Origin of the sequence: Enterobacter sp. EGD-HP1, from assembly GCF_000733275.2 — a bacterium.
GTDB lineage: Bacteria > Pseudomonadota > Gammaproteobacteria > Enterobacterales > Enterobacteriaceae > Enterobacter.
Map to the genome: position 1 here is coordinate 83,217 of NZ_AVOP01000034.1, position 13,319 is coordinate 96,535.

9 protein-coding genes, 2 tRNA genes and 1 pseudogene are annotated in these 13,319 nt (G+C 59.3%); 8 read left to right on the forward strand and 4 right to left on the reverse strand.

What is annotated here, in order from left to right:
- Positions 1-23 precede the first annotated feature (23 nt).
- The 6 genes from N037_RS19185 (at position 24) to N037_RS19210 (ending at position 8,230) form a co-directional block, all read left to right on the forward strand.
- Positions 24-1,766 carry an IucA/IucC family protein gene (locus N037_RS19185; RefSeq protein ID WP_032642791.1) on the forward strand — a complete coding sequence of 581 codons (1,743 nt, stop codon included), beginning with the start codon at positions 24-26 and terminating at the stop codon, positions 1,764-1,766.
- Positions 1,766-2,713 (forward strand): GNAT family N-acetyltransferase, encoded by a 948-nt coding sequence (locus N037_RS19190; RefSeq protein ID WP_032642792.1) that lies wholly within the window; start codon positions 1,766-1,768, stop codon positions 2,711-2,713. The genes N037_RS19185 and N037_RS19190 overlap by 1 nt, the downstream gene beginning before the upstream one ends.
- Complete coding sequence (iucC, locus tag N037_RS19195; RefSeq protein ID WP_032642793.1) at positions 2,710-4,452, forward strand: IucA/IucC family protein; 1,743 nt, start codon at positions 2,710-2,712, stop codon at positions 4,450-4,452. The genes N037_RS19190 and iucC overlap by 4 nt, the downstream gene beginning before the upstream one ends.
- Positions 4,449-5,774, forward strand: coding sequence for a lysine N(6)-hydroxylase/L-ornithine N(5)-oxygenase family protein (locus N037_RS19200; RefSeq protein WP_032642794.1), 1,326 nt, complete (start codon positions 4,449-4,451; stop codon positions 5,772-5,774). The genes iucC and N037_RS19200 overlap by 4 nt, the downstream gene beginning before the upstream one ends.
- Positions 5,775-5,800: 26 nt before the next feature.
- A complete protein-coding gene (locus N037_RS19205; protein ID WP_032642795.1) occupies positions 5,801-7,990 on the forward strand; it encodes a TonB-dependent siderophore receptor in 2,190 nt (729 codons plus the stop codon).
- A gap of 164 nt (positions 7,991-8,154) precedes the next feature.
- A tRNA-Asn gene (locus N037_RS19210) sits at positions 8,155-8,230 on the forward strand.
- 127 nt (positions 8,231-8,357) lie between these two features.
- Here the strand turns inward: N037_RS19210 and N037_RS24365 are convergent.
- Positions 8,358-8,755 (reverse strand): annotated as a pseudogene (locus N037_RS24365) (RidA family protein).
- 141 nt (positions 8,756-8,896) lie between these two features.
- On the opposite strand from N037_RS24365, the gene N037_RS19215 reads away from it, so the two are divergent.
- Entirely contained in the window at positions 8,897-9,817 is a 921-nt protein-coding gene (locus tag N037_RS19215) for a LysR family transcriptional regulator (RefSeq protein ID WP_032642796.1), read from the forward strand.
- Positions 9,818-9,871: 54 nt separating this feature from the next.
- Here the strand turns inward: N037_RS19215 and cbl are convergent, their stop codons facing one another.
- Both cbl and nac read right to left on the reverse strand, forming a co-directional pair.
- On the reverse strand, positions 9,872-10,822 hold the full coding sequence (gene cbl / locus N037_RS19220; RefSeq protein ID WP_023336219.1) for an HTH-type transcriptional regulator Cbl: 951 nt from the start codon (positions 10,820-10,822) through the stop codon (positions 9,872-9,874).
- Positions 10,823-10,918: 96 nt separating this feature from the next.
- A complete protein-coding gene (nac, locus tag N037_RS19225) occupies positions 10,919-11,836 on the reverse strand; it encodes a nitrogen assimilation transcriptional regulator NAC (protein ID WP_008499475.1) in 918 nt (305 codons plus the stop codon).
- A 320-nt stretch (positions 11,837-12,156) separates the two neighbouring features.
- Here nac and N037_RS19230 point away from each other — a divergent pair.
- Positions 12,157-12,232, forward strand: a tRNA-Asn gene (locus N037_RS19230).
- Positions 12,233-12,377: 145 nt separating this feature from the next.
- Here the strand turns inward: N037_RS19230 and ldtA are convergent.
- Positions 12,378-13,274 carry a L,D-transpeptidase gene (gene ldtA, locus N037_RS19235; protein WP_032642797.1) on the reverse strand — a complete coding sequence of 299 codons (897 nt, stop codon included), beginning with the start codon at positions 13,272-13,274 and terminating at the stop codon, positions 12,378-12,380.
- Between the last annotated feature and the right edge of the window lie 45 nt (positions 13,275-13,319).

Here is a 13,319-nt window from a genome sequence, read left to right on the forward strand (position 1 = left end):
CAATCATGGAATGAGGTACATCTATGCGTGCTCTGCCCCGCTCTGCCGGTACAGACGTTGCAGCCCAGTGTTTTTTAAACGCCCTGTTGCGCGAAACGAAGGACTGGCGCTATCTCCCCGCTGCCGCTGCGGATGCGCTATCTGAGATCCATATCCCGCTTTCCCAAACCCAGGCGCTTCGGGTTCCGGTACGCTATTTCTCTCCCACCCAGCATCATCAGTACCGTTTCCCGGCAACGCTTCTTCAGAGCAATAGTGATGACGGTGACGCCGTCACATTTGACCAACTGGTTGATTTACTTCTTGAAAAACCGTCAGTAAAAGGCTCGCTGGATGCCGATACGCTGGCGCGTTTTAAGCAGCGCGTTCTCGAAAGCCATGCGCACACCTGGCAGGCAATCGATCTGCGCCACGGCTGGGCAACCCTGCGCGATAAGCCGCTGACGTTTGCCGATGCGGAACAGGCGCTGCTGGTCGGCCACGCGTTTCACCCGGCGCCAAAATCCCACGAGCCGTTCAACGAAACCGAGGCGCGTCGCTATCTGCCCGATTTTGCCTCCCGCTTCCCGCTGCGCTGGTTTGCCGTTGAGAGCACGCTCGTTGCCGGCGACAGCCTGAACGTCTCCCTGCGCGAACGTCTGCTGCGCTTCGCGGCCCAGAGCGCGCCCGAGCTGCTCGGCCACTTCACCGACACCCGCTGGCTGCTGCCGATGCATCCGTGGCAGGCCGACTATCTGCTGGAGCAGGACTGGTGCCAGCGCCTGGCGGAAAACGGTTCACTGCAGGACCTGGGTGAAGCGGGCGCGCAGTGGCTGCCCACCAGCTCCTCACGCTCGCTGTACAGCGAAACCAACAGCGACATGATTAAGTTCTCCCTCAGCGTGCGCCTGACCAACTCCGTGCGCACGCTGTCGGTCAAAGAAGTTAAGCGCGGCATGCGCCTGGCGCGTCTGGCGAAAACGGAACGCTGGCAGGAACTTCAGGCACGCTACCCGACCATGCGCGTGATGCAGGAGGACGGCTGGGCGGGGCTGCGTGACGAAAGCGGCGCTGTTCAGGAAGAGAGCCTGATGGCCCTGCGCGTCAACCTGCTGTTCGATACCCCCGAAACGCAAACCAACGTGCTGGTGAGCCTGACCCAGGCCGCGCCGGACGGCGGCGACAGCCTGCTGGCCGCAGCGGTGCGCCGTCTGAGCCAGCGTCTGGAATTACCGCTCTCCCAGGCCGCCCGCTGCTGGCTGGACGCCTATTGCGACCGCGTATTACTTCCGCTGTTCAGCGCCGAGGCGGACTACGGTCTGGTCCTGCTGGCGCACCAGCAAAATATCCTCGTTGAGATGCAGCAGGATTTCCCCGTCGGGCTGATCTACCGCGACTGCCAGGGCAGCGCGTGGACCGAAGGCGCCGACGCGTGGCTGAAAGAGACGGGCGAAACGGAGGTGGAAAACCGCTTCGGTGAGAGCCAGCTGCTGCGCTACTTCCCTTATTACCTGCTGCTGAACTCTACCCTTGCCGTCACCGCCGCCCTTGCCGCCGCAGGTTTCGACAGCGAGGAGAACCTGATGTCCCGGGTGCGCGACGCGCTGACGGAACTGCGCCGCACGGCAAAGCAGACCCGCTGCCTCGACTACGTGCTCGACAGCCCAACCTGGAACTGCAAAGGCAACTTCTTCTGCTACCTGCACGATCGCAATGAAAACACCATCGCCGATCCGGCGGTGATCTATTTCGACTTTAGCAACCCGTTTTACAAGGAGAAGGCGTAATGGCAATCGCGAATATCGTCCATTCCGGCTACGGCTTTCGCTGCACCGCAACGGATCGCGCGCTGCCGCTGACGTTGGGTCTTGACGGCAGCGCGGTGCTGGAGCGTCTGAGTGGGATCCCGGACGGCTGGCTGGTCGAAGCCCTGGATCAGCTGTTTGTTGCCGCACCCGCGCTGACCGGCATTACCCTGCCCTGGTCGAGCTGGCAGGATGAACCCCAGGCGCAGGCGCTGTTTAGCCTGGCCCACGGGGACTATCTGGCACGCGAAACCTTCTGGCAGCTGCCGCTGTGGCTGAAAGGCGAACAATCACGGGCCAGCGGCGGGATGCAGTTTGATGAGAGCCGTCAGCTGTACTTCCCGCTGCGTCCTCACCGCCCGCAGGGCGAAGTGTACCGTCGGTACGATCCGCAAATTAAGCGCACCCTCAGCTTCCGCGTGGCCGACGTGGCCCTGGACGGCGAACGCTTTACCCAATGGATGAACAACCCGCGCGTGAACGCCTTCTGGGAGATGGCCGGCCCACAGGCCGAGCAGGAAAACTACCTGCGCCGCCAGCTTGACTCGACGTACTGCTACCCGGTTATCGGCTGCTTCGACGGCCAGCCGTTCGGCTATTTTGAGCTCTACTGGGCGGCGGAAGACCGCATTGGCCGCCACTACCGCTGGCAGCCGTTTGACCGCGGCCTGCACATGCTGGTGGGCGAAGAGAACTGGCGCGGCGCGCAGTACATCCGCAGCTGGCTGCGCGGCCTGAGCCACTATCTGTATCTCGATGAACCGCGCACCGCGCGCATCGTTGCCGAGCCGCGCTTCGACAACCAGCGCCTGTTCCGTCACCTTGCATCCGCCGGTTTCGACACGATGAAAGAGTTCGACTTCCCGCACAAGCGCTCGCGCCTGATCATGAGCCAGCGTCACCGCTTCTTCAGCGAGGTGGAACTGTGAACGCGCTCTGGCAGAAAGTGAACCGCGAGATGGTAGCGAAGATCCTCGCCGAGCTGGAATATGAACGTACCCTGAGCGCCGAGCCGGTTTCGTCGGACGTCTGGCGCATCACCATGGGCAACGAGTCCTGGCAGTTTCGCGCCGCGCGCGGGATCTGGGGCTGGCTGCACCTCGATCCAGCCAGCCTGTCCACCGCCAGCGGCGACGCCGTGGAAGCGGAAAGCGCGCTGCTGCAGCTGGCAGCGGTGCTGGAGATGAGCGACGCGCAAACAGCAGAGCACATGGAAGATCTCTACGCCACGCTGCGCGGCGATATGCAGCTGCTGCAGGCGCGTGAAGCGCTGGACGCGGACGCGCTGATCCACCTCGACCCGGACGAATTACAGTGTCTGATGAGCGGTCACCCGAAGTTTATTTTCAACAAAGGTCGCCGCGGCTGGGGGCTGGACGCGCTGCGTCAGTACGCGCCCGAGTATCGCGGACGTTTTCGTCTGCACTGGGTTGCCGTTCAGCGCGAGCATCTGGTCTGGAGTAGCGACGCCGATTGCGATATCAACGCTCTGCTGGCGAGCGCCATGGACAATACCGAACGCGCCCGCTTTGACGCCCGCTGGCAGGCGCTGGGCCTCGACGACGGCTGGCTGCCGGTGCCGCTGCACCCGTGGCAGTGGCAGCAGAAGATCGCCATTCATTTCCTGGCGCAGCTGGCGCGCGGTGAGATGGTTGAGCTGGGGGAATTTGGCGATGAGTATCTGGCGCAGCAGTCCCTGCGCACGCTCACCAACGCCAGCCGTCGCGCGCCGTATGACATCAAGCTGCCGCTGACTATCTACAACACCTCCTGCTATCGCGGCATTCCGGGCAAGTACATTGCCGCCGGGCCGCTGGCCTCGCGCTGGCTACAGCAGCAGTTCGCTACCGACGCCACGCTGATCCGCTCCGGTGCGCAGGTGCTTGGCGAACCCGCCGCCGGCTATCTGTCGCATCCGGGCTATGCCGCATTGCCGAAAGCGCCCTACCGCTATCAGGAGATGCTGGGGGTTATCTGGCGCGAGAATCCGTCCTGTTATTTAGAAGACGGTGAACAGGCGGTGCTGATGGCGGCGCTGATGGAAACCGATAACGCCGGGCGCCCGCTGATCGACGCATGGATCGCACGCTCGGGGTTAAGCGCCGAATCCTGGCTGGAAAAGCTGTTTGAGGCCACGGTGATCCCGTTCTATCACCTGCTCTGCCGCTACGGCGTGGCGCTGATTGCCCATGGCCAGAACGTGACGCTGGTGATGAAGGACTACGTCCCGCAGCGCATTCTGCTGAAAGATTTCCAGGGCGATATGCGCCTGGTGGATGAGGATTTCCCGCAGGCGCAGAGCCTGCCGGAGCAGGTGAAGGCCGTCACGGCGCGTCTCAGCGCGGATTACATTATTCACGACCTGCAAACCGGCAACTTTGTGACGGTGCTGCGCTTTATCTCGCGTCTTACCCTGCAAAGCGGCGTCAGCGAAACGCGCTTCTACCAGATTCTGGCGCAGGTTTTGCGGAGTTATATGGCCGCGCACCCGGATCTGGCGGACCGCTTCGTCAAATTCGATCTCTTCAAGCCGCAAATTATTCGCGTGATCCTCAACCCGGTCAAATTGACCTTCTCCGAGCACGACGGCGGCAGCCGCATGCTGCCGAACTACGTCACCGACCTTGATAACCCTCTTTTTCTCGCCTCCCGGGAGTCAGCGCAATGAAAACCTATGATTTCATCGGCATTGGTATTGGCCCGTTTAACCTCAGCATCGCCGCTCTGGCCGAAGGGCTGGACGGCTTTAGCTCGCTGTTCCTTGAGCGTAAACCGCATTTTTCCTGGCACCCGGGGATGATGGTGCCGGACTGCCACATGCAGACCAGCTTCCTGAAGGATCTGGTCAGCGCCGTGGAGCCGACCAACCGCCACAGCTTCCTGAACTACCTGGTGCAGCGCAAAAAGTTCTACCGCTTCCTGACCACCGAGCAGCGCACCGTCTCCCGCGAGGAGTTTGCGGACTACCTGTGCTGGGCGGCGGAAAACCTTACCAACCTCGCCTTCAGCCAGCAGGTACAGCAGGTGAGCTTTGATGAGAAAAGCGGCCTGTTTGAGGTGGTAACCCAGCGCGACCGCTTCCTGGCACGCCACGTCTGCGTGGGGATTGGCAAACAGATCAACCTGCCTGACTGCGTTACCGTGCAGGACGATACCTGCTTCCACGCCAGCGAGATGATGCTGCGCACGCCGGATCTCGCGGGCAAGCGCGTTACCGTCGTCGGCGGCGGCCAGAGCGGGGCCGATCTGTTCCTGAACATCTTCCGCGGCGAATGGGGCCAGCCGCTGAGCCTGAACTGGGTGTCGCGCCGCAATAACTACAACGCGCTGGATGAAGCCGCGTTTGCTAACGAGTATTTCACGCCCGAGTACGTGGACAGTTTCTCCACCCTCGGTGAAGAGGCCCGTCGTCAGATGCTGCACGAGCAGAAGATGACGTCAGACGGCATCACCACCGAGTCCCTGCTGGCGATTTACCGCGCCATGTACCACCGCTTCGAAGTGCTGCGTGAAAAACCCTGGGCGCATCTCCTGCCGTCCCGCTCGGTGACGTCCCTGACGCGCCAGGAAAACGGACATCGTCTGAGCATTCAGCATCACCTCGACGGTGGCCGCGAGCAGCTGGAGAGCGACGTGGTGATTTTCGCCACCGGCTACCGCGCCGTGCAGCCTGCGTTCCTCGCGCCGCTGTCTCATCGCCTGAAACTGGATACGGACGAAGCCTTCTGCATTAACAACGATTTCACCCTCGAATGGGACGGCCCGCAGAGCAACCGCCTGTTCGCCGTGAATGCCGGGATGCACCGTCTCGGCATTGCCGAACCCCAGCTCAGCCTGATGGCCTGGCGCGCGGCGCGCATTCTGAATCGCGCGCATGCCGACGAGCCGTTTGAGCTGGCCACCACCCCTGGCGTTATCCACTGGCGAAGCACCACCAGCCCGGAGAACAGTCAGGTTTTTAAATCATTAGCAAAAACCACCGAGTACTGACACACACAATCAGGGTCAACATAACAATGAAACGTTCTCATCTTTGGGTTTTAAATCCTTGCTTGCTTGCAATGCTTTCTACCTCTGCGTGGGCGGAAGAACAAAAGGAAGAAAATATCGTTGTCTCCGCCAGCCGCGCGCACCGCAGCGTGGCGGAGATGGCGCAGACCACCTGGGTCATTGAGCGGGCTGAAATTGAGCAGCAGGTTCAGGGCGGGAAAGAGATTAAAGAGGTGCTGGCGCAGCTGATCCCGGGCATGGACGTCAGCAGCCAGGGACGTACCAACTACGGCATGAACCTGCGCGGCCGTTCCATGATGGTGATGGTCGACGGCGTTCGCCTGAACTCGTCGCGCAGCGATAGCCGCCAGCTCGACTCCATCGATCCGTTCAACATTGACCGTATTGAAGTGATCTCCGGCGCCACCTCGCTTTACGGCGGCGGCAGCACCGGCGGCCTGGTGAACATCGTCACCAAAAAGGGCCAGCCGGAAACCGAAGTTGAGTTCCAGACCGGAGCAAAAAGCGGCTTTAACAGCCACAACGATCACGATGAGAACGTGTCGGCAGCCGTAAGCGGCGGCAACGACAACGCCTCCGGTCGTCTGTCGGTGTCCTATCAGCGCTACGGCGGCTGGTATGACGGCAACGGCGACGAGGTGATTATTGATAACACCCAGACCGGCCTCCAGTATTCCGACCGTATTGATGTGATGGGAACCGGCACCATTAACATCGACGATTATCAGCAGCTGCAACTGACGACGCAGTACTACAAGAGCGAGTCCGACGGCAAGCACGGGCTGTATCTCGGGAAGAACTTCTCGGCGGTAACGGGGGATGCGACCGCGTACAATAAAGGTAATCTCGATTCTGACCGCGTACCGGGTACCGAGCGCCATCTGATTAACCTGCAGTATTCCAATACCGACTTCTGGGGCCAGGATCTGGTCGCGCAGATTTACTATCGCGACGAAAGCCTGACCTATTATCCGTTCCCGACCCTGACCAAAGGCGTGGTGAGCAGCATCGGCGCGTCCCAGCAGAAAACCGATTTTTACGGCGGCAAGCTGACGCTGAACAGCAAGCCGGTGGACGATTTAACGCTGACCTGGGGTGTGGATGCCGACCACGAAACCTTCGACGCCAATCAGCAGTTCTTTAACCTGAGCAAAGCCGCGGCGAGCGGCGGCATGGAGCTGGACAACGCCTACAACGTGGGCCGTTATCCGGGCTACAGCATCACCAACCTCGCCCCGTTCCTGCAGGCAAGTTACGACATTGACGCCATTACCCTGAGCGGCGGCGTGCGCTATCAGTACACCGAAAACAAGGTGGACGACTTTGTCGGTTACGCCCAGCAGCAGGCCATCGCCACCGGGAAAGCCACCTCCGCAGACGCGGTGCCGGGCGGGAAAACCGATTACAACAACTTCCTGTTTAACGCCGGGATCCTCGGTCGCCTGACCGAACAGCAGCAAGTGTGGTTTAACTTCTCCCAGGGCTTCGAAATTCCGGACCTGGCGAAGTACTACGGCTCGGGCACCTATCAGCTCGTCGACGGTCACTATCGCCTGCTCAACAGCGTCAACGTGAACGATTCGACGCTGGACGGTATCAAGGTCAACGCTTATGAGCTGGGCTGGCGCTACACCGGCGATAACCTGCGCACGCAGGTCGCGGCGTATTACTCGCTCTCGGATAAAACCATCACCATCAACAAGACGGATATGACCATCAACCTGGAAGACGACAAGCGTCGTATCTACGGGGTTGAAGGCCAGGTGGACTACTTCTTCACCGACAGCGACTGGAGCACCGGCGCGAACTTTAACGCCATTAAGTCTGAAACCCGCGAAAACGGCAAATGGGAGAAGCTGACGGTTGACAGCGCCAGCCCGTCGAAAGCCAGCGCATGGGTCAACTGGGCACCGGGCGACTGGACCCTGCGCGTACAGAGCACGCAGACCTTTGACGTGTCAGACGCCGATGGCAAGAAGATTGATGGCTATAACACGGTCGACTTCCTGGGCAGCTACGCCCTGCCGGTGGGCAAAGTCAGCTTCAGCGTGGAAAACCTGCTGGACAAAGACTACACCACCGCCTGGGGCCAGCGCGCGCCGGGGCTGTATAGCCCAACCTACGGTGCACCGGGCCTGTATACCTATAAAGGCCGCGGACGTACGTTTGGCCTGAACTACTCCGTACTGTTCTGATCCTGCGCGCCGCCTGCGGGCGGCGCTTTTTGCTGTGTAATTTCAACGCAAATTTGCCATAAAATCAGCGATTTGCTGAAATTGTCGGCAAACGAACGAAAAGTGCGTTTTCCCCCTTTGACAAGGCGTACCGAGGTCGCTACTATGCGCCTCGTTCACACGATTCCTCTGTAGTTCAGTCGGTAGAACGGCGGACTGTTAATCCGTATGTCACTGGTTCGAGTCCAGTCAGAGGAGCCAAATTTGAAAAGCCTGCTTTTAAAGCAGGCTTTTTGCTTTTGTGCGTTCGGAAAATTTGCCGGGTGGCGGCTTCGCCTTACCCGGCCTACGGGACAGATCTGTCGACCGGCGGAAAGACCCGTAACGCTTAGGGCAGCCTGGCAATCACCTTAATCTCAAACTGGAATCCGTACAGCCACGTCACGCCAATCCCGGTCAACGTCGGGTAAGGCGCTTCCCCCCAATATTCTGGCAGGATACGCCAGATAGCGTCGAGGTTTGACTCGGGATCGACGACAAAGAGGGTGACGTCAACTACGTCATCGAACGTGCAGCCCGCAGCCGTGAGGACAGCATTAAGGTTATCGAATGCCAGCCGGATCTGCGCGTTGAGATCCTCTTCAGGCGAACCATCCTCCCGGCTACCAACCTGCCCCGAAACAAACAGGAACCCGTTAGATTTTTAGATTTGATGGCGGGTGAATAGCGATTGCGCTCATAGAACGCCTGCCGTCCGAAGGGAAATACCGCTTCGCGTGTTGTCATGTTTGTACCTTTGTAATGGGGCGAAATCTGCCCTGTGAACATAAAGACACTTTACAGGTGCCATCCCGGGCGGATAAACAAGCGACTTTGTCCATCATTGTTTGTAAAATCCAAACAATCGGTGAAAAGAGAGGACAAGGGATGGATCGTTTCGATGCGATGCGCGCCTTTGCTCGCGTGGTGGAGGCAGGCAGCTTCACAAAGGCTGCCCAAACGCTTCATATGAGCAAAACCACGGTGACGCAGCTTATTCAGCAGCTGGAAGCGCGCCTGCGCGTCAGGCTGCTCCATCGCACCACCCGCAGGCTCGGCGTCACTCCCGATGGCGCGGTCTACTACGAGCGCGTCATCCGCCTGCTGGCGGACATGGAGGATGCTGAAAACAGCCTGTCCAGTTCGGCGATGACGCCCAGGGGACGGCTACGGGTAGATGTGCCCTCTCCTCTCGCCCGCCTTGTGCTGGTGCCCGCGCTACCGGCTTTTCACGCGCGCTACCCTGATATCCAGTTCGACATGGGCGTGAGCGACCGGGTGGTGGATCTGATCGGCGACAACGTGGATTGCGTCCTGCGGGGCGGTGAAATCAACGACCAGTCCTTGATCGCACGCCACGTCGGCGATTTACAAATCGGTGTCTACGTCGCGCCGAGTTATGTGGAACGCCTCGGCGCCCCTGCGCATCCGCGAGAGCTGGAAAACACGGACCATCGCAGAGTGGGATTCTTGTCCTCACGCACCGGTAAGATTGATCCTCTGTTACTGCGCTGTGAGAGTGAACATATTGAAATCACGGGAAACTATGTGCTTGCCGTGGATGATGGCAACGCCTATCTCGAGGCTGGGCTAGCGGGATTAGGCGTGATTGCGCTTCCCGTCTATATGGCGGCAGCACATCAGGCTTGTGGCGCCTTAATTCCGCTATTTGAACAATGGCGTATTAAGCCAATGCCCCTGTACCTGACATTTCCGCCTAACCGCCATGTCAACGCCAGACTGCGCGTTTTTATTGACTGGATCGTTGAGTTGATGCAGCAGCATGTCCCCACTACTTACAACAAGTGACGACATCCCTGCCCCCTGATTCGGCCAGCGCAGCGCCACCGGGCAAACCCGCACCTAAATCTGATAATCAATCGCCACTTCTTCCGGCTCCATTACCTGACGTTTAATCTCATCCACCGACAGCCCGGCGTTGCAGAGCTCGATAAAGCGCCAGACATAGTTGCGCTGCAGCTGCCCGCGCTTCAGGCCAAGCCATACGGTATTGGCGTCAAACAGATGACGGGTATCAAGACGCACCAGGTTCCCGTCCTCGCGTTCTCCGCTGGACTGTTCCGCCACCAGGCCAATGCCCAGACCCAGCTCGACGTAGGTTTTGATCACATCAGAATCCTGCGCGCTCAGCACCACGTCCGGCGTGAGCCCTTTGCGGTTGAAGGCCTCGTCTATGCGCGAACGTCCGGTGATCCCCTGGCGGTATGTGATCAGCGGCCATTTCGCAACGTCTTCCAGCGTCAGAGGGGAAACCTGATTCAGCGGATGATCGACCGGGAGTAATAAGCTGTGGTACCAGCGGAACCAGGGGAAGGCCACCAGCAGCGGGTCGTTGCTCAGACGCTCGCTGGCGATGCCGATATCCGCCCCACCGTTTTGCAGCAGCACTTCAATTTCCTGCGGCGTGCCCTGGATGAGCTCCAGACGAACGTCAGGGAAAAGCTCGCGGAACGCTTTAATCACCGGCGGCAGGCTGTAGCGCGCCTGGGTGTGGGTGGTGGCGATGGTGAGGACGCCCGAGGCGTCATTGGTGAAGAGATCCGCCAGACGACGCACGTTGCTGGCCTCGTTGAGGATGCGCTCTGCGATGGTGAGCAAAGCCTTACCCGGCTCCGTCATGCCGAGCAGCCGCTTGCCGCGACGGATAAAGATCTCTATGCCCAGCTCCTCTTCCAGCTCGCGGATATGGCGGCTGACGCCGGACTGAGAGGTATAAAGCATATTGGCGACCTCGGTCAGGTTGTAGTCCCGCCTGGCCGCCTCACGGATAATTTTAAGTTGCTGGAAATTCACGATTCACTCCGGCGCATCTGACATAGCTCTATTGTTAGAGTCAGCCGCGCTGCAGAACAAATAATAAAAACCAGCATCTTATGCTTTTATGGAATATCAGCTCACGAGCTGGAGTTCACGGTTCTCAAGCGACGGCTTGCTGACCAGTGACATCAAAATCTCTTTTACCGCCTGCGCCTGCGGCGACAGCGAACCGCGCGCAGACATGTTCAGGGACAGCGGCAGACTCATTGACGGCGTGGTGATGCGCGCCATCCAGCCGTTTGCCGCACTGCACAGCGAGCGTGCTGCGGATTCCGGCAGAACCGTCACACCCATTCCGCTGGCAATGGCCGCGGTGAGCGTGGAGATCGAGTCAATTTCACCGATGATTTTGGCCGTCAGGCGGCGCAGGGAGAACGCTTCGTCCACGCGCACGCGCACTGCGCTGTAGTCGCGCGGCAGATAGAGGTTCATTTCTGCCACCGCGGTAAGGTCTACGCTCTGGCCCGGGCAGTCGCGGGTGCCCACGAGGTAGAGATCTTCTTTCAGCAGCGGCTGGCTGGTGATGCCGGCGACCGGGGAGCGATCGTAAAGGACCGCCATATCCAGCTGGCCGTTGAGCAGTTTGTCATTCAGAACGGAACCGCTGTTTTCATGCAGGTAGACCAGCACTTCAGGCAGCTCGGCGCGAACGGCCTGCAGCAGTGGCATGGTGATAGACGATGCCGCGGTTCCCGGCGCTAAACCAATGGAAACGTGCCCGCTCAGGGTCTGGCCGACATTGTTCACCGCCAGCTGCGCCTGTTCACACTGACGCAGAATAGTGCGGGCATGGGTATACAAAATTTTGCCTGCTTCCGTTGGCGTGACGCCGCGCTTGGTGCGGATCAGTAATTGCTGATCCATCTCGCCTTCCAGAGTAGCCACCTGCTGGCTCAGCGCAGGCTGCGCGATATGCAGCACTTCTGCTGCTTGAGTCAGGCTGCCGATATCGACGATTTTTACGAAGTATTTCAGTCGTCTTAAGTTCATTTTGCCCCCTGTTCGAAATGCTTTGCCGTAACCGGCTGTCGTTGTTAAACAGGTTTTGCAATATGAATGCCACTTTTACCAGGCGGTCTGAATTGTCCGCTAAGCGCCTGAAAATAAGGAAACCTAATCATGGAGGGGGGTTTTATTACCGAAACAGCAGTTTATGATCTGCCCCATTAGAGGTATACCCGCACCATGACGGTGCATTCCGCTGCCAAAAACGTCACTTTGCCGATTTTGTCAGCAAACGATCAAAAGGCGTTGATCCACCCTTTGACAAGGCGAACGCAGGTCGATAATATGCGCCCCGTTCACACGATTCCTCTGTAGTTCAGTCGGTAGAACGGCGGACTGTTAATCCGTATGTCACTGGTTCGAGTCCAGTCAGAGGAGCCAAATTTGAAAAGCCTGCTTTTAAAGCAGGCTTTTTGCTTTTCTGCTTCTGGAAAAATTGTCGGGTGGCGGCTGCGCCTTACCCGACCTACAAAAACCTCGAATCGTAGGCCGGGTAAGGCGCAGCCGCCACCCGGCGAAAATCACCTCACATGCCGATCTTAACCGGCATCCCCGATCGCCGTTCCAGTTCAGCGCCCGCCCCCTCGTTTATCAGCTGCGTTCGCTGCGCGGCTGAAATGGGCAGAGGCACTTTCCGGGTTGACTCAAATTCCGCGCGGTTACGTGATAGTGGCTCATGAACCTCTACCCAGCGGCTGCCGTCCGGCTCCGTGGTCACCTTTACGGGCCGATCGATAAGCTGCACGCGGGTTCCTACGGGAACATTATCAAAAAGGTATTTGATGTCGTTATTACGCAGACGAATACAGCCCTGGCTCACCCGCAGGCCAATGCCGAAATTTGAGTTTGTGCCGTGAATGGCATAGAGCCTGCCGATATAAATCGCATACAGCCCCATCGGGTTATCCGGCCCGGCGGGCACGAATGCCGGCAGCGTTTTCCCTTCCGCCGCATAGGCGCGCCGCGTATTCGGCGTCGGAGACCAGGTTGGCCCCTCCTGCTTACGCTCAACGGCCGTCACCCAGTTACGCGGAGTCTCACGCCCGGCCTGACCGATGCCGATGGGCAATACTTCAACGGTGTTGCCGCCTGGCGGGTAGTAGTAAAGGCGCATTTCTGCCGCGTTAACGATAATGCCCTCGCGGACGGTGTCAGGCAAAATCAGCTGCTGAGGGATCACCAGCCGGGTGCCGGGTTTGGGCAAAAAAGGATCCACGCCCGGGTTTGCTTCCAGCAGGTTGCTCAGCCCCTGACCGTACCGCGCGGCAAAGGCTTCAAGAGGCAGCGTATTGTGCTCGGGAACGGTGATGATAATCGGGTCTCCCACCAGACGACTGCCTTCCGGCGGGAGGGTATAGGTTACGGCAAACGCACCGGGTACGGCGGCACACAGCGTAAGGACGAACCAGGTAAGTCGAATCATAGTTTCCTGTGCTCAAAAAGAGAAAGCCCGGGCTCAGGCAGGCTT

Coding starts and splice junctions, on each gene's coding strand:
- N037_RS19215 (WP_032642796.1), top strand. CDS start 8,897: ATGGATCGTTTCGATGCGATGCGCGCCTTTGCTCGCGTGGTGGAGGCA.
- N037_RS19185 (WP_032642791.1), top strand. CDS start 24: ATGCGTGCTCTGCCCCGCTCTGCCGGTACAGACGTTGCAGCCCAGTGT.
- nac (WP_008499475.1), bottom strand. CDS start 11,836: ATGAACTTAAGACGACTGAAATACTTCGTAAAAATCGTCGATATCGGC.
- ldtA (WP_032642797.1), bottom strand. CDS start 13,274: ATGATTCGACTTACCTGGTTCGTCCTTACGCTGTGTGCCGCCGTACCC.
- N037_RS19190 (WP_032642792.1), top strand. CDS start 1,766: ATGGCAATCGCGAATATCGTCCATTCCGGCTACGGCTTTCGCTGCACC.
- N037_RS19205 (WP_032642795.1), top strand. CDS start 5,801: ATGAAACGTTCTCATCTTTGGGTTTTAAATCCTTGCTTGCTTGCAATG.
- N037_RS19200 (WP_032642794.1), top strand. CDS start 4,449: ATGAAAACCTATGATTTCATCGGCATTGGTATTGGCCCGTTTAACCTC.